The organism is Streptomyces sp. NPDC056222, assembly GCF_042264065.1.
Classification (GTDB): domain Bacteria; phylum Actinomycetota; class Actinomycetes; order Streptomycetales; family Streptomycetaceae; genus Streptomyces.
Genome location: NZ_JBHJTL010000038.1, coordinates 45,049 through 69,201, shown reverse-complemented (window position 1 = coordinate 69,201; position 24,153 = coordinate 45,049). Strand labels below are relative to the sequence as shown.

General features: G+C 70.4%; 17 protein-coding genes and 3 pseudogenes. 15 read left to right on the top strand and 5 right to left on the bottom strand.

The genetic code is table 11. The features are described 5' to 3' along the window. Positions 1-39: 39 nt before the first annotated feature. The 3 genes from ACFC0D_RS19650 to ACFC0D_RS19640 form a co-directional block, all read right to left on the bottom strand. Positions 40-345 carry an SCO5918 family protein gene (locus ACFC0D_RS19650; RefSeq protein WP_376437274.1) on the bottom strand — a complete coding sequence of 102 codons (306 nt, stop codon included), beginning with the start codon at positions 343-345 and terminating at the stop codon, positions 40-42. 65 nt (positions 346-410) lie between these two features. After that, positions 411-1,910 carry a DEAD/DEAH box helicase gene (locus tag ACFC0D_RS19645; protein ID WP_376437271.1) on the bottom strand — a complete coding sequence of 500 codons (1,500 nt, stop codon included), beginning with the start codon at positions 1,908-1,910 and terminating at the stop codon, positions 411-413. 299 nt (positions 1,911-2,209) lie between these two features. Then, on the bottom strand, positions 2,210-2,413 hold the full coding sequence (locus tag ACFC0D_RS19640) for a cold-shock protein (protein ID WP_030224351.1): 204 nt from the start codon (positions 2,411-2,413) through the stop codon (positions 2,210-2,212). A 771-nt stretch (positions 2,414-3,184) separates the two neighbouring features. Here ACFC0D_RS19640 and ACFC0D_RS19635 point away from each other — a divergent pair. From ACFC0D_RS19635 to ACFC0D_RS19575, 13 genes and pseudogenes are all read left to right on the top strand, one after another. After that, positions 3,185-4,369, top strand: a complete 1,185-nt coding sequence (locus ACFC0D_RS19635) for an ROK family transcriptional regulator (protein WP_376437266.1) — start codon at positions 3,185-3,187, stop codon at positions 4,367-4,369. Positions 4,370-4,834: 465 nt separating this feature from the next. Further along, complete coding sequence (locus ACFC0D_RS19630) at positions 4,835-5,785, top strand: TauD/TfdA dioxygenase family protein (protein WP_376437263.1); 951 nt, start codon at positions 4,835-4,837, stop codon at positions 5,783-5,785. A gap of 146 nt (positions 5,786-5,931) precedes the next feature. After that, the gene (locus ACFC0D_RS19625) at positions 5,932-6,957 is read left to right on the top strand and encodes an ABC transporter substrate-binding protein (RefSeq protein ID WP_376437260.1); all 1,026 of its coding nucleotides are present in this window, start codon (positions 5,932-5,934) and stop codon (positions 6,955-6,957) included. A gap of 1 nt (position 6,958) precedes the next feature. Continuing rightward, positions 6,959-8,098, top strand: a complete 1,140-nt coding sequence (locus ACFC0D_RS19620) for an LLM class flavin-dependent oxidoreductase (protein WP_376437258.1) — start codon at positions 6,959-6,961, stop codon at positions 8,096-8,098. After that, positions 8,095-8,598, top strand: a complete 504-nt coding sequence (locus ACFC0D_RS19615; RefSeq protein WP_376437256.1) for a flavin reductase family protein — start codon at positions 8,095-8,097, stop codon at positions 8,596-8,598. The genes ACFC0D_RS19620 and ACFC0D_RS19615 overlap by 4 nt, the downstream gene beginning before the upstream one ends. After that, complete coding sequence (locus ACFC0D_RS19610; protein ID WP_376437254.1) at positions 8,595-9,503, top strand: ABC transporter permease; 909 nt, start codon at positions 8,595-8,597, stop codon at positions 9,501-9,503. The genes ACFC0D_RS19615 and ACFC0D_RS19610 overlap by 4 nt, the downstream gene beginning before the upstream one ends. Continuing rightward, positions 9,479-10,255: an ABC transporter ATP-binding protein gene (locus tag ACFC0D_RS19605; protein WP_376437252.1), complete on the top strand. Its 777-nt coding sequence runs from the start codon at positions 9,479-9,481 to the stop codon at positions 10,253-10,255. The genes ACFC0D_RS19610 and ACFC0D_RS19605 overlap by 25 nt, the downstream gene beginning before the upstream one ends. Further along, positions 10,252-11,604, top strand: a complete 1,353-nt coding sequence (locus tag ACFC0D_RS19600) for an LLM class flavin-dependent oxidoreductase (RefSeq protein ID WP_376437250.1) — start codon at positions 10,252-10,254, stop codon at positions 11,602-11,604. Before ACFC0D_RS19605 ends, ACFC0D_RS19600 begins: the two co-directional genes overlap by 4 nt. Continuing rightward, positions 11,601-15,512 carry an ABC transporter ATP-binding protein gene (locus ACFC0D_RS19595; RefSeq protein ID WP_376437248.1) on the top strand — a complete coding sequence of 1,304 codons (3,912 nt, stop codon included), beginning with the start codon at positions 11,601-11,603 and terminating at the stop codon, positions 15,510-15,512. Before ACFC0D_RS19600 ends, ACFC0D_RS19595 begins: the two co-directional genes overlap by 4 nt. Continuing rightward, complete coding sequence (locus ACFC0D_RS19590) at positions 15,509-16,546, top strand: aldo/keto reductase (RefSeq protein WP_376437245.1); 1,038 nt, start codon at positions 15,509-15,511, stop codon at positions 16,544-16,546. The genes ACFC0D_RS19595 and ACFC0D_RS19590 overlap by 4 nt, the downstream gene beginning before the upstream one ends. A 554-nt stretch (positions 16,547-17,100) precedes the next feature. Beyond that, positions 17,101-17,679, top strand: a complete 579-nt coding sequence (locus tag ACFC0D_RS19585) for an O-methyltransferase (RefSeq protein WP_376437242.1) — start codon at positions 17,101-17,103, stop codon at positions 17,677-17,679. Between the two features lie 543 nt (positions 17,680-18,222). Continuing rightward, positions 18,223-18,570: pseudogene (locus tag ACFC0D_RS19580) on the top strand (ABC transporter ATP-binding protein); the annotation flags it as partial. 98 nt (positions 18,571-18,668) lie between these two features. Continuing rightward, complete coding sequence (locus tag ACFC0D_RS19575) at positions 18,669-20,738, top strand: SpoIIE family protein phosphatase (RefSeq protein WP_376437240.1); 2,070 nt, start codon at positions 18,669-18,671, stop codon at positions 20,736-20,738. A 25-nt stretch (positions 20,739-20,763) separates the two neighbouring features. Here ACFC0D_RS19575 and ACFC0D_RS19570 read toward each other — a convergent pair. Together ACFC0D_RS19570 and ACFC0D_RS19565 are read right to left on the bottom strand one after the other, a co-directional pair. Then, positions 20,764-21,099: pseudogene (locus ACFC0D_RS19570) on the bottom strand (carboxylesterase family protein); the annotation flags it as partial. Positions 21,100-21,290: 191 nt separating this feature from the next. Continuing rightward, positions 21,291-22,262, bottom strand: a pseudogene (locus tag ACFC0D_RS19565) (carboxylesterase family protein); the annotation flags it as partial. Positions 22,263-22,295: 33 nt separating this feature from the next. On the opposite strand from ACFC0D_RS19565, the gene ACFC0D_RS19560 reads away from it, so the two are divergent. Continuing rightward, a complete protein-coding gene (locus ACFC0D_RS19560) occupies positions 22,296-23,219 on the top strand; it encodes an MBL fold metallo-hydrolase (RefSeq protein WP_376437237.1) in 924 nt (307 codons plus the stop codon). A 3-nt stretch (positions 23,220-23,222) separates the two neighbouring features. Then, positions 23,223-24,116 (top strand): LysR family transcriptional regulator, encoded by an 894-nt coding sequence (locus tag ACFC0D_RS19555; RefSeq protein WP_376437234.1) that lies wholly within the window; start codon positions 23,223-23,225, stop codon positions 24,114-24,116. Positions 24,117-24,153: the final 37 nt, after the last annotated feature.

The following is a 24,153-nucleotide window of genomic DNA, read 5'->3' as shown; positions in this document are numbered from 1 at the left end:
GGCACACGCCGGTCGGGGCCTTCGGTGTCGCTCTGCCGCTCAGACGGTGACGTGGCTGCCGAGCATCGAGGACGCCTGCTGGAGCGGGCTCAGGGCCGCCGCGGGAGCCTCCGGCAGGCCACGGACGGTGAAGCCGAGCTGGGTCATGGCCCGGACGACCTCGCCGGCGTTGAAATCGCGGCGGTCCTGGCGGGTGATGACCTGTCCCACCTGCATGACGGGGTAGACGCGACGGCCGATGACCACCGATTCGGCCACGACGGTTTCGGGCTTGACGCCCTTCATCGATTCCAGCACGTCGGCCTTGGTGAGGTCGAAAGGGAACCGGGCGATGACACAGCGCATGATGCCTCACTCACAGGAGGAAGGGGGAAGTATGAAAGGGGCGCCGACCTGGGCGCGCCGGGGATCTAGGCCGCAGCGTCGAACGTGCCCCGGCGCCGGCCGCCGCGGCGCGAGGCCTGCGAGGGGCGGCCGCGCCGGCCGCGCGAGGCGGCGCCGCGCTCAGGGCGCTCGCTCACCGGCACTGTGATGACGACGGGGATGCCGGACGGGGTCCGGGCGCCGGTGATGCGCTGCAACTCGGCCTCACCGGAGCGGACCTGAGTGGTCTGCGGGGTGATGCCGGCGGCGGCCATGAGGCGGGTCATGTCGCGTCGCTGGTTGGGGGTGACGAGGGTGACGACGCTGCCGGACTCGCCCGCGCGGGCGGTGCGTCCGCCGCGGTGGAGGTAGTCCTTGTGGTCGGTGGGCGGGTCCACGTTGACCACGAGGTCCAGGTTGTCGACGTGGATGCCGCGGGCGGCGACGTTGGTGGCCACCAGCACGGTCACGTGCCCGGTCTTGAACTGGGCCAGGGTGCGGGTGCGCTGGGGCTGGGACTTGCCGCCGTGCAGGGCCGCGGCCCGTACACCGCTGTTGAGGAGGTCCCGGGTGAGCCGGTCGACGGCGTGCTTGGTGTCCAGGAACATGATCACGCGGCCGTCGCGGGCGGCGATCTCCGTGGTTGTGGCGTGCTTGTCGGCGCCCTGCACGTGCAGCACGTGGTGTTCCATCGTGGTCACCGCGCCGGCCGAGGGGTCGACGGAGTGGACGACGGGGTCGTTCAGGTAGCGGCGTACGAGCAGGTCGACATTGCGGTCGAGGGTCGCGGAGAACAGCATCCGCTGGCCGCCCGGGCGCACCTGGTCGAGCAGGGCGGTGACCTGCGGCATGAAGCCCATGTCGGCCATCTGGTCGGCCTCGTCGAGCACGGTGATGTCCACCTGGTCGAGCCGGCAGTCGCCGCGCTCGATGAGGTCCGCGAGGCGCCCGGGGGTCGCGACGACCACCTCGGCGCCACCGCGGAGCGCGCCCGCCTGCCTGCCGATCGACATGCCGCCGACGACCGTGACCAGCCGCAGCCTCACGGAGCGGGCGTACGGGGTGAGTGCGTCCGTGACCTGCTGGGCGAGCTCGCGGGTGGGGACGAGTACCAGGGCCAGCGGGCTGCGGGGCTCCGCCCGCCGTCCGGCGGTACGGGCGAGCAGCGCGAGACCGAAGGCGAGGGTCTTGCCGGAGCCGGTGCGCCCGCGGCCGAGCGCGTCACGGCCGGCAAGGGTGTTCGGCAGGGTCGCGGCCTGGATCGGGAACGGGACGCTCACGCCCTCGGCGCCGAGCGCGGCGAGCAGCGGGGCGGGCATGTCGAGCTCCGCGAATCGCTCCACGGCGGGCAGCGCGGGGGTGATCGTCCGGGGGAGGGCGAACTCGCCCTGGATGGCGGCGGGCCGGCGGCCGTAACCGCCGGAGCGGCCCTGTCCTCCCGATCGGGCCTGGCCGCCGGAACGGCTGGAGGCCGCCGAGCCGAACCGGCGCCCGCCTGTGCGGGAAGAGGAGGCGGAGGAGCGATTGTTCGTGCGTGTGCGGTTCATGTGGAACCTTCCTCGAATGCGGCGCATATCAAGGAATTCCCACAGCGGCGAGCGCACGGAGAATTGCGAGAATGGGCCGGATGGAACGTGAAAGCGAATCCGGCCGGCGAAATTAAGTGCGGGCTCAGGTCCTGGAAACGGGGAAGCGGTGCGAACGCGGGTGTCCCCGGGTGAGGATCCTCGTGCGGGGGGCCGCGGAATCCTCGGATCACCGCAGGTGAACTCACTGCGGGGAAAGCGCGCAGCTGGGGCCCGCACCCCGAGGGATGCGGGCCCCAGCTGCGAAGTGCGCGTCAGCGTCAGGCGGGAACGATGTTCTCGGCCGTCGGGCCCTTCTGGCCCTGCGCGATGTCGAAGCTGACCTTCTGGCCTTCCTGCAGCTCGCGGAAGCCCTGGGCGGCGATGTTCGAGTAGTGGGCGAACACGTCAGCGCCGCCACCGTCCTGCTCGATGAAGCCGAAACCCTTTTCCGCGTTGAACCACTTCACGGTACCAGTAGCCATGTCAAATCTCCTTTGGGGCAGTACAACGTGATCCGCACCGTGCGGACCTCGTGTCGCCGCAATGATTGCCCCGCCGGACCAATGGGCCGGAAATGCGCAAGCGCTCGCAGTGGACACAAAGTCCGACTGGGTGCTTGAAATCCTTGGGAACCACAACTGCAACTGAGATCGACAGTAGCACGGCAACAGTGACGCGCGCCGTAAATGTCGGGCCCTCTTTGAAGCCGTGAAAAACCCTCAGCGCGCGGTCCACCAAATTCTCATCTCGCGAGCACAGGTTTTCCCGCCCGGGCCAGAGCGTTTTTCGCGCTGCCGGGAGAGCCACCCGCCGTGCGGCGTGGGTGGACCGCCCCGTCAGGGGGAGGCATCGCGCAGGGCATGCTCGGTCATCGATCTTGCTCCAGGGGTCTCCCGTGCCGTCTCGGCCGGCCCACGGTGCGGGGAAGGGCGAGGGAAGTGAAGGGGGCGAGGCGCCGGTACGAAGCCGGCTCGGTGGCACCGACGGCGCCTCGCCCCGGAATGAGGGTCAGCCGGTGGCCGACGGGACCTCTCCGGCGTGGAGTGGAGCCGCTGCGCTCTTCTCCAGGGAGGAGGGCTGGACGTCGGCTTCGCAGAACCGTCATTGCCCCGTAACGCCCGATCGTTGACCGGATCCATGGCGCTTGCGAGCATCGGGGCATGAGGTTGTCGAACTGTCCCCAGCGCCGGTAGCCCCTCGGTTTCCGGGGCCGCCGTGCCGCCGTGTGACCAACCCCGGACCGAGGACCATCGATGCGACCAGCACTCATCGCGACGCCGGGCGGGAGACCTGCCGCTGATCAGCCCGACGGCGCGACCGCCGTGCTCCGGGCCGTACTGCAGGGGGGCCCGCTGGCGCGCACCGCGATCATCAGGGAGACGGGGCTCAGTGCGGCTGCCGTGTCGCGGCACGCGGCCGAACTGCTCGCGATGGGGCTGGTCTGGGAACCGCCCGAGCCTTCGCGGCGGCCTCGGCCGGGACGCCCTCGCATCCCGCTGGACATCGAGACCTCGCATCACGTCGCGGTGGGCGTGCACATCGCGGTACCGCGGCTCACGTTCTCGCTCACCGATCTGCGCGGCAGCGTCATCGCGCATGAGCGTGTGCCCAGGCAGCCGCAGCACGGTGCGGTCCTTCACGACGTCGCTGCCCGGCTGCCCGGCTTTCTGCGCAGGCACGCCGGCGGACGCTCCGTGCTCGGACTGGGCGTGGTCACCGGCGGCTGGGTCGACCCGGAAGCCGGGGTCCTCGTCGAGAACTCCGCACTCGGCTGGCGTGACATCCCGCTGCGGCGCACGCTGCAACGGGCGCTGGGGCTGCCGGTTCATGTGGAAGGCCATGCGCGGGCGTTGGCCCACGCGGAACTGTTGTTCGGCGCGGTCCGCGGCGGCGACCTGGTGCACTTGTTCGTGGGCAACGCCGTCGACGCGGCGATCGCCACCGGCGGCATCCTGTTGCAGGGCCGTCAATACGGCGCCGGAGGCATCGCCCACCTGCCCGTTCCGGGTTCGACGGAGCCCTGCCCGTGCGGTCGTACCGGCTGCCTGCAGGCCACCGTCTCCGACCGTGCCGTCGCGCAGCGCGCTGTCGCAGCGGGCATCATTCCGCACCCCGACCTGCAACTGCTCGTACGTGCCGCTCGGGCGGGCGACGCCCGTGCGATGGACCTGTGCCGCGCCCGGCTGCGGCTCATCGCGCACGCAGTACAGCCGCTGCTGGACCTGATCAGTCCGGAAGCACTGGTGCTGACCGAGTCCGCCACCATCCATCTCCCGCAGCTGCTGGACGAGTTGATCCGCGAGCTGGAGAGCGACGGAGATCAGGTGCGTACCGGCTCCTTCGGCACGGACACGCTCGCGGTGGCAGCGACCGCGCCGGTGCTCGCGGCCGTCTACCGGGACCCGTTGGGACTGCGCACCGTCGGCGGCGCCCGATGAGCGGAAGCGGACGGGCGGGGTTTCTTCCGTACCGCCACAAAACATTGTCTGTACCGGCACCGTGGCAGCAGACTCCTCTCATGGACGCACAGCAGAGGGCCACGATCCGGGCAGCCGCAGGCCGGCACCCCGTGAACGCCTTCCGCGCGCACCACTTCGCCGGATTGGGCTGTCGCGCCCGCTGACCGGCATTCCGCCGACGCGCCTTAGCGCGTCCGCACCGCGGCGTTGACCGCCGCTCACTTCCCTCGGACTCCGGGCCGGTACGGGAGCAATCTCCGGCCCGGTACCGGAGCAATCTCCGGCCCGGAACCGAGCAACCTTCGGCTGCCCGGAACCGAGCAATCTCCGGCCCGGCGTCTGCCACGCCTGCGAGCACACGCCCGTCAGGTGACTCCGCGCGCCCCGACGCCATCGCGGCAAACGCCGCCGCCGTATTCGACATGCCCGAAAGGACCCCACCACATGAGCACGCTCTCCGTCCGCCCCGTAGCCGGTCACATCGGCGCCGACATCGACGGCGTGGACCTCGCCCAACCGCTGTCCACCGAGACCGTCGAACGGATCAAGCAGGCCCTCCACCGCCACAAGGTCGTCTTCTTCCGCGGGCAGCAGCTCGACCACTCCTCCCAGATCGCGTTCGCCCGCCACTTCGGCGAGCTCACCTACGCCCACCCGCACGACGACGCCCCGCCGGAGGACCACCCGGAGATCTTCACCATCGATCCGCGCCGCTTCGAGCAGCGCTATGGGAAGAACTTCCGGGACGAGTACCGCAAGCGTCAGTACAGCTACTTCGACGGCTGGCACACCGACGTCACCGCGGCGGTGAATCCGCCCGCCGGTTCCATCCTGCGCGCCGAAACCGTTCCGGAGGTCGGCGGCGACACGCAGTGGACCAACCTCGTCGCCGCGTACGAGGGACTTTCCGCCCCGGTCCGGGCGTTCGTGGACACGCTTCGCGCCGAACACCGGTACGGCGGCAGCCGGCCGGTGGGCGAGGACAGCGAGTATGCCCGCCGCATCAACGACAACCTGCTCGTGTCCGTGCACCCCGTGGTGCGGGTGCACCCGGAGACCGGGGAGCGCGCGCTGTTCGTCAACCCCGGTTTCACCAGCCACATCGTCGGCGTCACCGCCGGCGAGAGCAAGCGCATCCTGGACCTGCTGTACGCCGAGATCACCCGGCCCGAGTACACGGTGCGCTTCCGCTGGGAGCCCGGACACGTGGCGTTCTGGGACAACCGGGCCACCGCGCACCTCGCCCCGCGCGACCTGGAACACCTCGACGTCGAGCGTCGGCTGCACCGGGTCACGCTGATAGGCGATGTCCCCGTGGGACCGGACGGGCACAAGTCCGAGCTCGTCGCCGGACGCCCCTTCACCGCCGAGCACAGGGTCGCCGTCGCCTCCTGACACCGCCGAAACAGGCCGCCGGCGCCGCATGTGGATCCCCCCGCCACACGGCGCCGGCGGCAACCCATCCAGACCGCGCATCTGTCATTGCGCCGAATACGCAAAGGGCCCCGGGTACCGTCATGTCCACATACCCCTCAAGACCGTTGAACCGCCGAGGATTTCTCGCCCTGGGCAGCGGTGCGCTGCTGGCACTCGCGGGCTGCGCCTCCTCCGACGAGCCGGCCACGACGTTCGGCGCGCTCCCGACCGTGTCGCCCGACAAGAGCACCACCCTCCGCGTCGGAGTGAGCACGACGCAGGCTCAGCTGGCCGCCGAGCCGTCGCTCGGCCCACTGCCGTTCTCCGCCGAATGGGTCCGGCTCAATGGCGGGCCGGAAACCATTCAAGGGTTCCGTGCGGGGGCGCTCGATCTTGCCAGCAACGCCGGGATGCCGCCGATCCAGGCGCATGACATCGGCGTCGACGCCAAGATCGTCGCCATCTCGCACAACACGGCGGTCACCTACATCCCGACCACCCGGCCGGGCAGCGACATCAGGACGGCGAAAGACGTCGTCGGCAAGAAGATCGCCTTCTCCCAAGGCCAGGCGCAGGGCGTCACGATCCTGAAATGGCTGAAGGAGAACGGGGTCTCCTACAAGGACGTGACCCTGGTGCCCTTGCCGAGCGCCCAGTTCCTGACCGCGCTTCAGGGCAAGCAGGTCGACCTCGCCCCGCTGACCGAGCCGTCGCTGACGAAGTACCTGAAGCAGTACGAAAAGGATGGCGCGCGGACTCTGCCCACCGACGTCCAGGACCTGCTGAGCCTGCTGTGGGCACCCACGTCGGTGCTCGCCGACGACCGGAAGGCGGCCGCGATCCAGGCCTTCATCCCCATCTGGGTCAAGGGCAACAACTGGTCCTGGGAGAACCCCGAGAAATGGATCGACTCCTACTACGTCAAGGACCAGGGAGTCACCAAGGAAGCCGGCGAACGGATCGTCAAGTCACGTAAGAAGCCGCTGTATCCGACGGACTGGGACTCCTCCATCGCCTGGGAGCAGTCGATCGCCGATCTCATGTCCGGCGCGGGCTTCGTCAAGAAGTTCGACGTCAGCGTGCTGTTCGACCGACGGTTCGAGCACATCGCCGCGCAGGCCGCAGCCTCCGAGTACCGCGGGCAGGCCTGAGATGGGCGAGTACCTCTGGTACATCCCGAACACGGTCGAACCCGGTCATCGCGGCGACGACACCCTCGACGGCTGGGGCACGCTCGACCACTCGACGGAGCTGGCGCGGGCGGTCGAGCACCACGGCTGGGCGGGGGCCCTGCTGGGCACCGGCTGGGGGCGACCGGACACCTTCACCGTCGCGGCGTCCCTCGCCGCCCGCACGACGACGTTCAAGCCGCTCATCGCGATTCGGCCCGGCTATTGGCACCCCGCGAACTTCGCCTCGGCCTCGGCCACGCTCGACCGGCTCAGCCAGGGCCGGGTCCTGGTCAACATCGTCAGCGGACTGGACGACGCCGCGTCGTACGGCGACGGCGAGTTCGACCGGTCGCGCCGCTACGAGCGCACGCTCGAGTTCCTCCAGCTCGTCCGCCGCCTGTGGAACGAGGAGGACGTGACGTTCCACGGAGAGCACTACCGCGTGGACAACTCCACGGTTCGGCCGCGTCCTTGGGGTGCTGAACAGGGACTCCACCCCCGGCTGTACTTCGGCGGCGCGAGCGCGGCCGCCGAGCGGGTCGCCGCGCAGGAGGCCGACGTCCAGCTGTTCTGGGGTGAGCCGCTGGACGGCATCGCCGGGCGGATCGACCGGCTGCGTGCGCTCTCCGAGACGGTCGGGCGCAGACACCGGCCGCTGGAGTTCGGGCTGCGCATCACGACCCTCGTCCGGGACACCACGGAGGAGGCGTGGCGTGCGGCGGAGGAGAAGGTCGCCCGCATGGCGCAACAGGGCCCACGTGCCCAGGAAGCGTTCCGGCGTCGTACGGCGGTCGGCCAGCAGCGCCTCCTCGACCTGGCGGCACGGGGCGACGTCCTGGACAACTGCCTCTACACGGCACCGGGCCGCTACGGGGGCGGCGGCGCCGGTACGACGTGGCTGGTCGGCTCCGCGCAGGAGGTCGCCGACGCTCTGCGGAGGTACCGGGCGCTGGGCGTGACCCACTTCGTGCTGTCGGACACGCCGTACAAGCAGGAGATCGCCCGGGTCGGCGACGGGCTGCTCCCCCTGCTGAAGGAGCCCGACGGAACCGATTCGACATCGCCCACCGGAAGAACCCGGCGGCTGCCGGCCGCCCACCCCACGGAGGCTCCGGTATGACCGCAGTGCTGCACGACACGACATCCCTGCGCGCCGTGTACGGCGCGTTCCCCACCGGCGTCACGGCGATCGCCGCCCTGATCGACGGAGCCCAGGTCGGGCTGGTGGCCAGCTCGTTCACGACGGTGTCACTCGCGCCGCCGCTCGTCTCCGTAAGCATGGCGCACACCTCACGCACCTGGCCGGTGCTGCGCCGCGCCCAGCGCCTGGGCATCAGCGTGCTCGGCGCGGAACACGGGCCGCTCTGCCGGCGGCTCGCCGGTCCGAGCGACGAGCGGTTCGCCGGGGCCGCGTGGCAGACCACACCGGGTGGCGCGGTGCTGCTGCACGGGGCCGGTGCCTGGCTCGAGTGTTCGGTCGACAACGAGGTCCGCGCCGGGGACCACGACATCGTCGTGCTCCGCGTCCACGACCTACGCCTCGACAAGGCCGTGGATCCCCTCGTCTTCCATTCCAGCACGTTCCGCTCGCTCGCCCCCCGATCCCAGGAGCCCCGATGAACGTTGACATCTCCGCCCGTACGGGCGGGGGCCCGGCCACCGTTACCGGCGTGTCACGGAAGGCCCCTCCGGCCTCCGCACCGCCGCCGGGGCCGGACCCGGAACCCGGCGGTCTGGTCCCGGCACTCCAACGGCGCCTCGGGCGCGGCAAGTCGATCCCGTTCGGCCGGATCCTCGGCCCGCTGCTGATCATCGTGGCCTGGTGGGCGGCTTCGGCAGCCGGTTGGCTGGACCCGCGAAAGCTGTCGTCCCCCGCATCGGTCCTGACCTCCGCCCAAGAGCTGTGGACCAGCGGGCGGTTGCAGGACAGCGTGCAGACCTCGCTGACCCGCGCACTCCTCGGACTGCTCATCGGGGTCGCGGCGGGCGTCGTGCTGGCACTCGCGTCCGGTCTTTCCCGCATCGGTGACGCGTTCGTGGACGGCACACTGCAGGTCAAGCGCTCGATCCCCAACCTCGCTCTGCTTCCCCTGTTGATTCTGTGGCTCGGCATCGGCGAGACGATGAAGGTCGTCGTCATCGCGCTCGGTGTGCTGGTGAGCATCTACATCAACACACACGCGGCGCTGGTCTCCATCGACGCGCGCTATGTGGAACTCGCCGAGGCACAGCGGCTCTCCCGCTGGCAGTTCCTGCGCAAGGTCGTGCTGCCCGCCGCTCTGCCCGGCTTCTTCACCGGCCTGCGGCTGGCCGTGACCGCGGCCTGGCTCGGCCTGATCGTGGTCGAGCAGATCAATGCCACGTCGGGCATCGGCTACATGATGTTCCAGGCCCAGCAGTACGCGCAGTCCGGGATCATCCTCGTCGGCCTGGTGCTGTACGGCACCTTCGGGTTCGCCTCCGACGCCCTCGTCCGCCTGGTGGAGGGGAGGGTGCTGTCGTGGCGACGTACGATCACCGCCTGAGCGGCGCCCCGGTGGCCGAGGCCGTGGACTCCGCCGCCGTCCGCGTCACCGACCTGACCCGTTCCTTCGGGGACCGCCAGGTGCTCGACCGCATCAACGTGACGATCGCCCGCGGCGAGTTCACGGCACTGCTGGGACGCAGCGGATCGGGCAAGAGCACGCTGCTGCGCGCGGTTGCCGGTCTCGACCACAGCACGGTCGGCTCGGGGGAGATCCTCGTGCCGGAGCGGGTCTCGCTGGTGTTCCAGGACTCCCGGCTGCTGCCGTGGCTGAAGATCCTCGACAACGTCGTCCTCGGCCTGCCCGGGAAGGACGCCCGAGAACGCGGACGCGCGGCCCTGGACGAAGTCAGCCTGGCCAAGCGGGAATCGGCCTGGCCGCACGAACTGTCCGGCGGCGAGCAGCAGCGGGCCGCGCTGGCCCGGTCACTGGTGAGCGAACCGGAGCTGCTGCTCGCCGACGAACCCTTCGGTTCCCTGGACGCGCTGACCCGTATCCGTATGCACCGGTTGCTGCGCCGCCTGTACGAGACGCACCGGCCCGCCGTGCTGCTCGTGACCCACGACGTGGACGAGGCGGTGACCCTCGCCGACCGGGTGCTCGTCCTCGACGACGGCGGCTTCGCGCAGGACCTGCGCATCGACCTGCCCGCCGAACGCGACCCCGGCCACCCCCGATTCCAGCACTACCGCACCACCCTGCTGGGCGCCCTGGGTGCCCTGCCCGCCCACCGCTCGAAGGAACAGTCATGAGCAAGCGAGCCGAAGAACTCCATCTCAACGCCTTCCTGATGGGTGTCGGCCACCACGAGGCCGCCTGGAGGCTGCCGGAGTCGGACCCGTACGCCGGCTGGGACGTCGCGCACTACCGGAACCTGGCCCGCATCGCCGAGCGGGGCAAGCTCGACTCGCTGTTCCTCGCCGACAGTCCGGGCCAGCAGGGCGACCCGGCACGCCGGCCGGCCGGACGGCTCGAGCCGACGGTGCTGCTGACGGCGCTCGCCGGGGCGACCGAGCGCATCGGCCTGATCGCGACCGCCTCGACGTCCTACAACGAGCCGTACAACCTGGCCCGCCGGTTCGCCTCCCTCGACCATGTGTCCGGCGGACGGGCCGGGTGGAACATCGTCACGACCGCCGGCGCGGACGCGGCCCGCAACTTCGGCCTGGACGACACGCCCCTGCACAAGGAGCGGTACGAACGCGCCGACGAATTCCTCGAAGTCTCCACCAGGCTCTGGGACAGCTGGGCCGACGACGCGATCGTGGCCGACAAGAGCGCCGGCATCCACGCCGACACCGCGAAGGTCCGCAGGATCAATCATGTCGGGCGGTTCTTCCGCGTCGACGGCCCGCTGAACGTCCCCCGCTCACCGCAGGGCCATCCCCTGCTGGTGCAGGCCGGTTCGTCCCAGAGCGGCAAGGCCTTCGCCGCCCGGTGGGCGGAGGCGGTGTTCACCGCGCAGCAGACCCTCCAGGAGGCTCAGGCGTTCTACGCCGACCTGAAGAAGCGCGCCGCGGCCCACGGACGCGATCCGCACGGAATCAAGATCCTGCCCGGCATCGTGCCGGTCATCGGCGACACCGAGGCCGAGGCGGCGGACTTGGACCGTGAACTCGACCGACTGATCAGCCCCGAGTTCGCCAAGCGGCAACTCGCCCAGCAGTTCAAGCTCGATCCGGACACCCTCGACCTGGACGGCGCACTGCCCGAGAACCTGCCGTCCGAGGACGAGATCGAAGGCTCCAAGAGCCGGTACACCCTGATCGTGGACCTGGCCCGGCGGGAGAAGCTGACGGTGCGACAGCTCATCGGCCGGCTCGGCGGCGGTCGCGGGCACCGGACGTTCACCGGCACGCCGGTCCAGGTGGCCGACGCGATCGAGGAGTGGTTCGACAACGGAGCCGCCGACGGGTTCAACATCATGCCGCCGGTCCTGCCGTCCGGACTCGAAGTGTTCGTGGACAAGGTCGTGCCGATCCTTCAGGAACGCGGGAGGTTCCGCACCGACTACACCGGTGCCACCCTGCGCGAGCACTACGGACTGCCCCGCCCCGCTGACTCGTTCACGACCGCACCGGCCGTCGGAGCGTCCGCGTGACGGTCACCCCCTGTACGACCGCGGACCGTACGTCCCAGGCATCCCACGGACCGGGTGCTCCGGGATGGGCACGTCGGCTCACCCGGTACTGCCTGGCATACCGCGCCGACCTGGCATGGGCGTACGGCGCCGCGCTGGTCGCCGCGGTCGCCACGGCCGTACTGCCGCTCGTCCTGCGCCATGTCGTGGACGGGGTGGAGGCCTCGACGGCGCATCTGACCCCATGGGTCGTGCTGCTGCTCGGCATCGGCGCGCTGCGGTTCGGGGCGAGCTTCCTGCGCCGGTACTGCTCCGGACGGGTGTCCCTCGGCGTGCAGTACGACCTGCGCAACGACGCCTTCGCCGCGTTGCTGCGCCTCGGCGGCAACCAGCAGGACGATCTGCACACGGGGCAGGTCGTCAGCCGCGCCATCTCCGATGTGACGCTCATTCAGATGCTGTTGCAGTTCCTGCCGAACATGTTCGGCAACGCGCTGATGTTCGCCATGTCGGTGGCGCTGATGGCGTCGCTGTCGCCGCTGCTGACCCTCGTCGCCCTCGTCGTGGGGCCGGTGCTCTGGCTGATCGCGTTCCGCAGCCGCCGTGACCTGTTCCCTGCCAACTGGCATGCGCAGCAGGAGGCGGCAGAGGTCGCGTCGACCGTGGAGGCGGCGGTCGCGGGCGTCCGCGTCGTCAAGGGGTTCGGGCAGGAGCAGCGCGAACTGGCCGAGCTGGAACGGCGGTCGCGCAGCCTGTTCTCCTCCCGGGTCCGCGTCGCCCGGCTCACGAGCAAGTACAACCCGGCGCTCCAGGCCGTCCCGGCACTCGGGCAGGTCGCCGTGCTCGCACTGGGCGGCTGGCTGGCGCTGCACGGCAGGATCTCCCTCGGCACATTCGTGGCGTTCACCGCGTACCTCGGTTCGTTCGTGACACCCGTGCGCCAGGTGGCCATGCTGCTCACCGTGTGGCAGCCGGCGCGCGCCGGAGTGGAACGGGTGCTCGACATCGTCGACGCACCCTCCGACATCACCGACGCACCCTCCGACATCACCGACGCACCCTCCGACATCACCGACGCACCGAACGCCGTCGACGTGCCGGACGGGCCGCCGGCCCTTGCGTGGGACGGTGTGGTGTTCGGCCGCGACCGGACGGCCGACCCGCTTCTGGACGGGTTCACGCTGCGGGTCGAACCGGGGGAGACACTGGCCCTGGTCGGTGCGGCCGGGTCGGGCAAGTCCACGGCGGCATCGCTGCTGCCGCGGTTCTACGACCCCACCGCCGGGACGGTCCGGGTCGCCGACATCGACGTACGCGATCTGCGGCCGGCCGATCTGCGGGCCCGGATCGGCTTCGTGTTCGAAGAGCCGCATCTGTTGTCCGACACGGTAGGGGCGAACATCGCCTACGGTCGCCCGGACGCCCTGCCCGCGGAGATCCGTCACGCGGCGCGGCTGGCCCAGGCGGACGGATTCATCACCGCGCTGCCGGACGGCTACGACACCGTGATCGGCGAGCAGGGCCTCACGCTCTCCGGCGGGCAGCGCCAGCGGATCGCGCTGGCCCGGGCGATCCTGCACGACCCCGCCGTGCTGGTGCTCGACGACGCCACCTCCGCGATCGACGCCCAGGTCGAGGCGGCCATCCACACCGGCCTGCGCCAACTGGCCCGGCAGCGTACGACGCTGATCATCGCCCACCGGGCGTCGACGCTGGAGCTGGCCGACCGGGTCGCCGTACTCGAGCGCGGCCGGGTCGTCGACATCGGAACGGCCGCGGAGCTCCAGGCGCGCAGTCCGCTCTACCGGTCGCTGCTGTCCCCCGACGAACAACCCGGCGAGCTCGGCGTGGACGAGGCGTCCGCGGCACAGGCTCCGCGCCCGCGCGGCGTGACCGAAGAGCTCTGGCGCGGCGGCCCGGACACACCCACGACCGGCCGGGACATCGGCGTGCGGGTCGCCGCCGCCTACGCGCAGGCCGCCGCGACGTCCGGACCTGGCCGGACGGGGCACGGTGCGGGTCTGCTCGGCGGTGCCCCGCCGAGCGAGGAACTCCAGAACCGGCTGGCCGCGTTGCCGCACGAGGACGCCGACCCGAAGGTCACGCCCGAGCAGGCACGCGCCTGGGACCCGGACTTCGGGCTGGGGTCGCTGGTGCGCTCGTTCAGACTGCCGCTGTTCGCCGGTCTTGCGCTCGTCGGCGCGGACGCGCTCGCGCAGATAGCCGTCCCGGTGCTCGTCCGGCACGGGGTCGACAGCGGCGTCACCCGGTCCGCGCCGACGGCGCTGCTGCTGATCGCCGCTGTCGCGGCGGCGGTGGTGCTGCTCGGCTGGCTGGTCAACGTCGCGCAGGTGCGGGTGACCGGCCGCACGGGTGAGCGACTGCTTCACACCCTGCGGGTGCGCACGTACGCCCAGTTGCAGCGGCTCGGCCTCGACTACTACGAGCGCGAGCCGGCCGGGCGGATCATGACCCGGATGACCACGGACGTGGATGCGCTGTCGACGTTCCTGCAGACCGGTCTGGCGACCTTCGTGGTCTCTCTGCTGACGATCCTCGGTGTGCTCGCCGCCCTGCTGGTGATCGATGCCGGTCTCGCCGTCACCCTGCTCCTCATACTGCCGATCCTGGCCGCCGCCACGGCGCTGTTCCGCTCGCGGTCGTTGCCCGCGTACCTCGACGCGCGGGAGCGGGTCAGCGCGGTCAACGCGTACCTCCAGGAGAACGTGACCCTGATCCGGGTCACCCAGGCGTTCGGCCGCGAGGCGCACAACGCACGGGACTTCGCCGAGCTGGCCTGGGCGTTCCGCGACGCCCGGCTGCGGGCCCAGCGGCTGATGGCGACGTTCTTCCCGTTCGTCGAGTTCCTGAGCACGGCCGCGACCGCCACGGTGCTGGTGATCGGCGCCGGGCAGGTGCGCGACGGTCGGCTCACGGCCGGAACCCTGATCGCGTTCCTGCTCTACGTCGAGCTGTTCTTCTCGCCGATCCAGCAGCTGTCCCAGGCGTTCGACGGCTACCAGCAGGCGGTCGTGGGACTCGGCAGGCTGCGCACTCTGATGCGCGAACCGGTCGGCACACCGATCGCCGCGCGCCCCCTGCCCGTGCGCGAGCTGCGCGGTGCGATCGAGTTCGACCGGGTGTCCTTCGCCTACCGGGACGGCGAACGCGAGGTGCTCCACGAGGTGACCCTGCGCGTCGCCGCCGGGCAGACGGTGGCCCTCGTCGGCACGACCGGCGCGGGCAAGTCGACGATCGTCAAGCTCGTCGCCCGTTTCTACGACCCGACAACCGGGACCGTACGGGTCGACGGCACCGACCTGCGCGCACTGGATCCAGCCGGATACCGGCGTCGGCTGGGAATCGTCCCGCAGGAGACGTACCTGCTGGGCCGGACGGTGCGGGACGCGATCGCGTACGGCCGCCCCGACGCCACCGACGCGGAGGTGGAGGCCGCGGCGCGCGCGGTCGGCGCGCACGAGATGGTGGCCGGGCTGCCGTCCGGCTATCTGACCGAGGTCGGGGAACGCGGCCGCGGCCTCTCCGCGGGCCAGCGGCAACTGCTCGCGCTGGCGCGGGCCGAACTCGTCGACCCGGACATCCTGCTGCTGGACGAGGCCACCGCGTCTCTCGATCTGGCCAGTGAACGCCGGGTGGCCGCCGCGACGGCCGCGCTCACCCGGTGGCGCACCACCCTCGTCGTGGCGCACCGCCTCACTACCGCCGCCCGCGCGGACCAGGTGATCGTTCTGCGGGACGGCACGGTCGCCGAGGTCGGCACCCATCAGGAACTGCTCGCGGCACACGGCCCGTACCGCCGGCTGTGGGACGCGTTCCGCGCCACCGGCGCCGCAGCGAGCGTCGACCAACTCGCCGAATCCGGGGCAGTGCCCGGACGGCTGTCCATTCCCACGGAAGGAACGTCATGACCATCCCGTACCGACCCTTCGGCCGCACAGGCGTGCAGGTGAGCGCGCTCGCACTCGGCGCGATGAACTTCGGCGCCCGGGGCAACCCGAGTCACGAGGACGGGGTGCGCATCATCCACCGCGCCCTCGACGCCGGGATCAACATCATCGACACGGCGGACGTGTACTCGCAGGGCGAGTCGGAGACGATCGTCGGCGAGGCGCTCGCAGGCCGCCGGGACGACGTCTTCCTGGCCACCAAGTTCCACGGCCGAATGGGGGAGGACGTCAACCGGTTCGGCAACTCGCGACGGTGGATCTTCCGCGCGGTCGAGGACAGCCTTCAGCGGCTGCGGACCGACCACATCGACCTCTACCAGGTGCACCGTCCGGAGGACGACACGGACTTCGACGAGACCCTCGGTGCGCTCTCCGACCTCGTCCGCCAGGGCAAGGTCCGTTACCTCGGCACCTCCACGTTCCCGCCGTCCCGGATCGTCGAAGGGCAGTGGACCGCGGAGAAGCGAGGCCGCGAGCGGGTGGTGTCCGAGCAGCCGCCCTACTCGATCCTGACCCGCGGCGTGGAGGCCGAGGTACTCCCGGTGGCACAGCGGTACGGCCTGGCGGTGATCCCGTGGAGCCCGCTTGCAGGCGGCTGGCTGACGGGGCGCTACCGAGCCGGCCGGCCGCAACCGGAGTCCAGCCGAGCGGCCCGCCAGCCGGGACGCTTCGACGTCGACAGCACGGAGAACGCGGCCAAACTGGAGGCCGTCGAGGCGCTCGCCGTCCTGGCCGAGCAGGCCGGGATCACCCTGATCGAGCTCGCCCTCGGCTTTGTGCTCTCCCACCCGGCAGTCACCGCGCCGATCATCGGCCCGCGCACGCTGTCCCAGCTGGAGGAGCAGCTCGGGGCGGCGGACAGCCCGCTGCCGTCGGACGTGCTGGACGAGATCGACAAGATCGTCCCGCCGGGTGCCACCCTCTCGGCGCGGGACGCGGGGTACACACCGCCGGGCCTGCACGACACGACAGCACGACGGCGGGTCGGCCACTGACCGGCCAACCTGCGTCGTGTGCCGGCGCGGCGACAGTCGTGCTGATCCCGTGCCCTCGAAGCGGAGGGCTGCGGGACGGCGCACCCCACCGGCATGGTGCCGGCATCAGAAAGGTCGGCGATCAGTCGGCGTGAGCCCTGCAACACCTGGGGACAGCTGACCAGGCATGGATGCGTTGTACGCTCCGAAGAACGCCTTTGACCTGCGCGAAACAGGCAGGCAGGGAGCAGACAACTCGGGATCCAAGATCTAGCGTTTGAGTGTTTCCGCAGGTCAGTGCCCTCCAGAGCGCCGGTTCCCCACTTTTCGTGGTCAGGGGAACTGGTGCGGCTGGTACTGGTCGGCGACCTGCGGCGGGCATGTGGGCCATGAGTCGTGGCTGGAGCGCGACCATCTGATGCTGCTCGACTTCGATCCACTGATGACGGGCATTGCCAGGAGCCGAGTGAGACGCGACAGGGCAGGTCACTCGATACTTCCGCGGCCTGCAACTACCGGCACGGCGATGAGAAATGACCTTGCCCGCAGGGACATGGTCCTCGCATCATCTGCGGATGGACGACACGCCGTGCCGCCTCCCGACCACTCTGCCCGTGTTGCGCTCCAAGGCGCGCGACGCGGGCTTCATCATGTCCTGCGAGGACCGCACAGGAAGCCTCCTGGCAGCACTCGCCGCCGCCCGGCCCGCGGGCCGGATCCTCGAACTCGGCACCGGAGCCGGGGAGGGCACCGCCTGGCTCCTCAGCGGCATGGACCCCGCCTCCCGCCTGACCACCGTCGAACTCGACCCCACCATCCAAGCCGTCGCCCAAGAACAGTTGGGCGCCGACCTGCGGGTGACCTTTGTTTCCGGGGACGGTGGCACATGGCTGCAGGAGTTCGACGGCGCTCCCTTCGACCTCGTCTTCGCGGACACCTGGCCAGGCAAGTTCACACACCTCGACCGAGCCCTGGACCTCGTGGCTCCCGGCGGGACCTACCTGATCGACGACCTCTTCCCCCAGCCTGGCTGGCCGGAGGGCCACGAAGCCTCCGTCGAGCGCCTTCTGGCCGAGCTGGACGAGCGCGAGGACTTCCGATGCGTACGCCTGGCATGGGCAAGCGGACTACTGATGGCGGTGCGCACAGCCTGACGACCTGGAACCGACCCAGGCTTTCTCGCGATTGGATCGCTGGACTAGAGATGGGCGACGCCGTGGCTACCACCGGCCACCTGTCCCCGTAGCCAGCGCGTTGCCTTAGAGCGTCGGGCGTCTTCCAATGCGGCGATGGAATCCGTGACCAGCGCGGCGGGTTGTGGGAGCCCGTTCTGCGGCGGCCAGGAGTAGGCCGATGGCCGGGCTGTCGTCGTCGTATGAGGCGGTGGCCGCACGCAGGGCCTGCTCATACGCGACCAAGCACTGTCCCGCACCTGACGCGGCAGTCCGGTTCTGACAATCGACTGCCGGCCGCGTGGCCTGGTCAAACGGGTGCTCCGGATGCTCGCCCGATCCAGTGACTTCTGGGCTCGGCGACTGCTGGATCGCGGACTCCATCCTGGTGGCCTGCAGCATGTCCCAGCCCAAGCTGAAGCCCGCGGTCTGCTGATGGGCCCGGGGCCCGGGATGGCTGCGTGGCCTCACGCATCATGAAGCCGGAGCCTCCGACCCCATCGGAGGTGGCGGGGACGGGCCCGCGCGCTCATCGCCGACCCGTCCCTGATGCTCCTCGACGAGCCGTTCAACGCGCTCGACCTGGCCTCCCGCGAGGACCTGATCGACGCCCTGCACCGACTCGCCACCGGGCGCCCGGACCTGGCGACCGTCACGGTCACCCACCACGTGGAGGAACTGGCCCCGAGCACCAGCCATGCACTACTGCTGCGCGAGGGCCGCGTCCAGGCGACGGGCCAGGTCGCGGCCGTCCTGACCGGCGACCTGCTCACCACGTGCTTCGGCCGACCGATCGAGGTCAGCCGCCACGACGGCCGCTGGGCGGCCCGGTCCGGCCACAGGCAACGGTCACTGAGCGCCGAGGCGCGATGACCGGCCCGTAGCCCGAAGGGCACCTGGCGACGTCGCGCTGCGGGTCGCCGGGTCTTCCCTCGGGGACGATACTGAAGGTCACGGTGCGTGGAGGCGACATGCGTGAACCGGAGCATCGTGGCCCGGGGCCGACCTCGGTGCCCGTAAGTGAAACGGCAGCGGTCGTACTGGACGACGCAGGCGTCGTCGTCGCCCGTTCGGAACTGGCCGCGACGCTGCTGGAGTGCTCGCCGGGTCAGACTTGTGCGCCCTTGCTGGGGCTGTTGCCGCGAGCCGGAACCGATGCGGGACCGGTCGGGCACCTGGTGACCATTCCGGGTGGCGATCATGCGGGTCAAGAGGCCCCTCTGCTCTGCACCGTTGTCCGGCTGACGGCTCGCACCCCTGGCGATTCCGGCACCGACGCGCAGTGGCTCGTCCTGGTCACCCCGGCGGAAACCGAGGCGGAGGCAGCCGAGCGAGATGCGTGGCGACGCCGGAGCGGGCTGTCCCACGCCGCCGCCGCGGGCATCGGAGCCTCTCTGGACGTGACCGAGACGGCCGAGACCCTCGTGGATCTGCTCGTCCCTGATTTCGCCGACCTGGCGACGGTGGACATCGCCGAGCAGGTGCTGGTGGGCGACGAGCCCCCGCACCTCGACACCAGCGGCGACGTACGCCTGCGCCGGACCGCTGCCGCGCAGAGCCCGGAGATATCCGCCGAGGACCTCCTGGCGGTGGGAGAGGCGCTTCCTCCCGTACCGGACAGTTCGTTGATGCGTCCCCTCATGAAGGGGCTGCCCGTGGTGGTGCCGGACGTCGCGACCCTGCACGTGAAACTCGGTGTGGATCCGGAGACCCTGACGTTGTTCGTCCCGAGGGGGGCGCACTCCTCCGTAGCGGTGCCGCTCTACGCGCGAGGTCTGATCCTCGGCTGCGTCACGGTCTGGCGCAGTCAGTTGCCTTCCGCCTTCGGCGAGGAGGACGCCGCCCTGCTGCTGGACGTCGTCTCCCGGGCCGCACTCGGCGTGGACAACGCGCGCCGCTACACCAAGGAGCACCGTTCGGTGGTGGCCCTGCAACGGAGCCTGCTGCCGCGCGCGGCCCTGGACTCGGCCGCCGCGGAGACGGTGGGGGTCTACCAGCCGGCGAGCGGCGGCTTGGGAGTCGGCGGGGACTGGTTCGACGTGATCCCCCTGCCTTCTTTGCGCGTCGCGTTCGTCGTCGGGGATGTCGTCGGCCATGGCCTCGATGCCACCGCGGCCATGGCGCGACTGCGGACCGCGGTGCAGGCCCTCGCCGACCTCGATCTGGATCCGGGTGAGCTCCTCACGCACTTGGACGACCTGGTGCTCGGTCTCGCCGGCGAGGAGGTGACCGGCGATTCGCGCTCCGAGACGGCTGTGCTCGGAGCGACGTGCCTCTACGCCGTCTACGACCCGGTGACAAGGGAGTGCGCCGCCGCCACAGCGGGCCATCCGCCGCCGGCCGTGCTGTCACCCGGTGAGGAGCCGATCTTCGTCGACACGATGCCGGGACCACCCCTGGGCGTCGGCGGAATGCCTTTCGAGGTGACGGAGTTCGCTGCACAGCCCGGCAGCATGCTGGCGTTCTTCACGGACGGACTCGTCGAGAGCCGCGGCGGCGACATCGACGAAGGAATGGAGAGGCTGAGGAGCGCGCTCGCCGGCGCGAACCCGGACCTGACTTTGGGCGAGATCAGCCAGGGCATCTTCGACAGCGTGCTGCCTCAAGAACCCTCCGACGACGCCGCCCTGCTGCTCGCCCGCACCCACGCCCTCTCGTCCGATCAGGTCGCCGAGTGGGAACTCGAAGCCGACCTGTCCCTCGTGGCGCACGCCCGTGAGCTGGTGACGGGCCGGCTGTCCGACTGGCAGTTGGACGATCTGAGCTTCGTGACGGAGCTCGTCGTCAGCGAGCTCGTCACGAACGCGATCCGCTACGCAGGGGAACCGGTCGGGCTCCGGCTGATCCGCGACAGGGTACTCGTCTGCGAGGTGTCCGACCCCAGCAGCACTCAGCCGCGCCTGCGTCGTGCACGGGAGACGGACGAGGGCGGGCGTGGCCTGTTCCTCGTCGCCCAGCTCACCGACCGCTGGGGGTGCCGGTTCACCAGGACCGGGAAGACGATCTGGACGGAGCAGCCCATAGGCGGGCCCCTCGTCTAGGCCCTCCCGGTGCCGTGGCCTTCCGTCAGTGCGGCGTGAGATGTGAGACGGCCGTGGTGACGGTGTCGAAGCACATGGTGGTGCGGGACCGCCGGTCGTACCGGTCCCAGTGGGGCATGGTCGGGTGGTTGGGGTCGCCGGTGCGGATGAACGAGATCCACGCCCGGTGCACGGTCCTGGCAAGGCCGTCCCTGACGCTGGTGTCCATACCCGCCAGGAACGGCGCGTGCGACCACTTGTCGAAATTGTCGAAGACGAACGGCAGGTCCAGACAGTGCGGGGCGCCCAGGCGGCCGCCGTGCGCGGGCGTGGGGAAAGTGAACTCGTATGCCCAGACCGGGCGACCCCGCGCCGCCCGCGCTTCCGCGAACGCGAGGTCGGCTTCCTGAAGAGCTCGTCGGTGGTCAGAGCGATGAGGACATCGATCGGCTGGGCGCCCGGGCGGGCGGCCTCGTACACCGCGTACGCTTCGGCCGCGCCGTCACCGAAGCTGTCCCGTGCTCGGCGGAGCACCTGCTCCCTGGTCGCCGACGCGTACACCTCACCCAGCGCAAAGGTGAAAGCGGACTCTTCCCCGGTCCAGCCGATGAGGACGTCGATGTCCGCGCCCGGACCGTCGAGCAGGTTCTCGACCGGTTGCCGCGCCGCCGTCCCGCCGTCGAGCACCGGCAGGAACGGCGCGGTCCAGTGTCCCCATTCCATGGTGGCCGTGAGGAGTCCGGCGGTGGCCTCGACCAGTCGCGGCCACGGAACCGTGCGCAGTTCGTCCATGTCCTTCGCGCCGACGATCTCCAGATAGGCGGCGGTGCGGGCCAGGGACTCGGCAGGCGTGGCGAGGGGCATGGCGAGGGGGACGCTCTGGAGGATGGCTCGGCGGAACAGACGGCCGTCACCACCATGGCCCGCGAGTGCCGCGGTGGAAAGGGCGCCGGCGGACTGGCCGGCGACGGTGACGTTGTCGGGATCCCCGCCGAAGGCGGCGATGTTGTCCTGGACCCAGTGCAGCGCGGCCAGTTGGTCGGTCAGCCAGACGTTGTGCTGCTCCGAGCCGTCTTCCGTCGCACAGGACAGCAGGCCGAGCGGTCCGAGCCGGTAGTTGAGGTTCACCACCACCAGGTCTCCGGCCCGCGCGAAGGTTTCGCCGGAGTAGTTGGGCATCGCCCCGGACCCGGAGATGAAGGCGCCGCCGTGGATCCAGACCAGGACGGGACGGCGGGCGTCGTCGGTGCCGGGAGTCCACACGTTGAGTGTCAGACAGTCCTCGTCGAAGGGTGGGAAGCCGTGGCCGCCGAGTATCGGATCGCCTTCGCGGACGGCCTGCGGGGAACTGGGGCCGTGCGTCGTCGCGTCGAGGACGAGGCTCCACCCCTGGTGTGGCTGCGCGGGGCGCCACCGGAGGGGCCCGACGGGCGGCGCCGCGTACGGCACGCCCCTGAACACGGCCAGGTCGTCTTCGACGACGCCGCGGATCGGGCCCGAGCGAGTGTTCACGACGGGCGCGTTGCAGTCCTGAGCGAATCCCATCCAGTGCGTCCTTCCAGACCGGGATCGAGAGTCTTGGGCATCCGCAAGTTATTGCGATTTTGTGGCGGACGTCAATATTATTCGATCTATCATCAACTGGAGGCTCGCATGGCGACGTGGCGCATCGGTACGACGACGATCCACAAAGTGCTGGAGGCGGAGGTGCCCGTCCCTGTCATTGGGGCCTTGCGGACGGAGGACACCGCTCTCCTGAAGAGGTACCCGTGGCCCGCTTCCGACTTCAGCAGGGCGGACGGCACCTTCGTGCTCTCGGTCCACGGGCTCGTTGTGGACACCGGTACACGCAGGATCCTCGTGGACACGTGCGTGGGCAACGACCGGGAATCGGTGCCCTTCCTGCGCATGCTGGACACCACGTGGCTCGAAGACCTCACCGCCCTCGGCTACCCTCCCGAGTCGATCGACATCGTGGTGTGCACCCACCTGCACTTCGACCACATCGGGTGGAACACGCGCCTGGTGGAAGGAAAGTGGGTGCCGACCTTTCCCCGTGCACGCCACCTCGTCACACACGTGGAATGGGACCACTGGGAGGGCGAAGAGGATACGAACCTCCCCGACACCATGCAGCCGCTGATCGACGAGGGTCTCGTCGACTTCGTCGGAACCGACCACCAGGTGTGCGACGGTGTGCGCCTGGAAGCCGCTCCCGGACACACCCCGGGCCAGGTCGCGGTCGTGGTCGAGTCCGGCGGGGACCGTGCAGTGATCACCGGCGACCTCGTCCACCACCCGGTGCAGTTCATCGAACCGGACGTCGCCGGTGTCTCCGACGCAGACGCGGCGCAGGCCGCTGCCACCAGGCGGGCATTCGTCGACCAGTACGCCGATACGGGAACGCTCGTGATCGGCACCCACTTCCCCGCCCCCACGGCCGGCCTGCTCCGGCGCGGCGGCGACGGGTCCGTCCGGTTCGTCGCGGACGACCTACGCTGAACCGTGGACTTCCGGCAGCTGACGTACTTCCTCGCCATCGTGGACCACGGCGGCTTCAACCGCGCGGCTGCGGCACTCTACGTGTCGCAGCCGTCCCTTTCGCAGGCCATCCAGGGCCTGGAACGCGATGTGGGCAGCTGCCTGTTCCACCGGATGGGCAGGAGGGTGGTCCTCACCGAGGCCGGTACCGCACTGGTTCCACGGGCACGGGAAGCCCTGCACGCCCTGGAGCTCGCCAGGGCCAGTGTCGGTGCCGTACGTGAACTACGCGGCGGGCGCCTGGAGATCGCCACGATGGCCTCACCCACGATCGAACCCCTCAGCACGATGGTCCAGCGCTTCACCGAGCGCTATCCCGCGGTGTCGCTCAGCGTGCGCGTAGCCCTCACCCGCGAGGACGTGGTCGAGATGGTGCGTACGGGTGGCTGCGAACTCGGACTGCTGACGACCTCGTCGCCGCTGCCGAGTCGGGACGTCATTCCGCACCATGTCGGCGATGACCGGCTCGTCCTGGTCACCCCGATGGACGGCCCCTTCCCGGTCGGACAGGCAGTTCAACGCGAACAGCTCGCAGGACATCGGCTGATCGTCGGGCAGCGGGGGACCGGGATCCGCGCCTACGTCGACGATCTGAAAGCACTGGGTATCGACGTCCGCATCGCGGTGGAGACCGAACACCGCATGGCCTTCCTGCCCCTGGTGCTCGGGGGTGTCGGACTCGCGGTCGTGACGGCATCCTGGGCCGACCTGTCCGAGCGGGCCGGAGCTCTCGTCCTCGACCTGGAACCAGCCTCCCTCCAGCACAACATCCTGGTCAGCCGCAAGGCGCAGCTGACGCCGGCTGCCCGGGCCTTCCTGGAGGTCGCCGTCCCGCCGGCTCATAGGAGCAGCCTATGAGGGACATCGGGGATACGTGTTGGACCCGGACTGCGCC

Excerpts from the sequence above, each read along its gene's own strand:
- ACFC0D_RS19640 (WP_030224351.1), bottom strand. The coding sequence starts at position 2,413 with ATGGCTACTGGTACCGTGAAGTGGTTCAACGCGGAAAAGGGTTTCGGC.
- ACFC0D_RS19610 (WP_376437254.1), top strand. The coding sequence starts at position 8,595 with ATGAACGTTGACATCTCCGCCCGTACGGGCGGGGGCCCGGCCACCGTT.
- ACFC0D_RS19620 (WP_376437258.1), top strand. The coding sequence starts at position 6,959 with ATGGGCGAGTACCTCTGGTACATCCCGAACACGGTCGAACCCGGTCAT.
- ACFC0D_RS19590 (WP_376437245.1), top strand. The coding sequence starts at position 15,509 with ATGACCATCCCGTACCGACCCTTCGGCCGCACAGGCGTGCAGGTGAGC.
- ACFC0D_RS19630 (WP_376437263.1), top strand. The coding sequence starts at position 4,835 with ATGAGCACGCTCTCCGTCCGCCCCGTAGCCGGTCACATCGGCGCCGAC.
- ACFC0D_RS19575 (WP_376437240.1), top strand. The coding sequence starts at position 18,669 with ATGCGTGAACCGGAGCATCGTGGCCCGGGGCCGACCTCGGTGCCCGTA.
- ACFC0D_RS19600 (WP_376437250.1), top strand. The coding sequence starts at position 10,252 with ATGAGCAAGCGAGCCGAAGAACTCCATCTCAACGCCTTCCTGATGGGT.
- ACFC0D_RS19650 (WP_376437274.1), bottom strand. The coding sequence starts at position 345 with ATGCGCTGTGTCATCGCCCGGTTCCCTTTCGACCTCACCAAGGCCGAC.
- ACFC0D_RS19645 (WP_376437271.1), bottom strand. The coding sequence starts at position 1,910 with ATGAACCGCACACGCACGAACAATCGCTCCTCCGCCTCCTCTTCCCGC.
- ACFC0D_RS19635 (WP_376437266.1), top strand. The coding sequence starts at position 3,185 with ATGCGACCAGCACTCATCGCGACGCCGGGCGGGAGACCTGCCGCTGAT.
- ACFC0D_RS19585 (WP_376437242.1), top strand. The coding sequence starts at position 17,101 with ATGGACGACACGCCGTGCCGCCTCCCGACCACTCTGCCCGTGTTGCGC.
- ACFC0D_RS19615 (WP_376437256.1), top strand. The coding sequence starts at position 8,095 with ATGACCGCAGTGCTGCACGACACGACATCCCTGCGCGCCGTGTACGGC.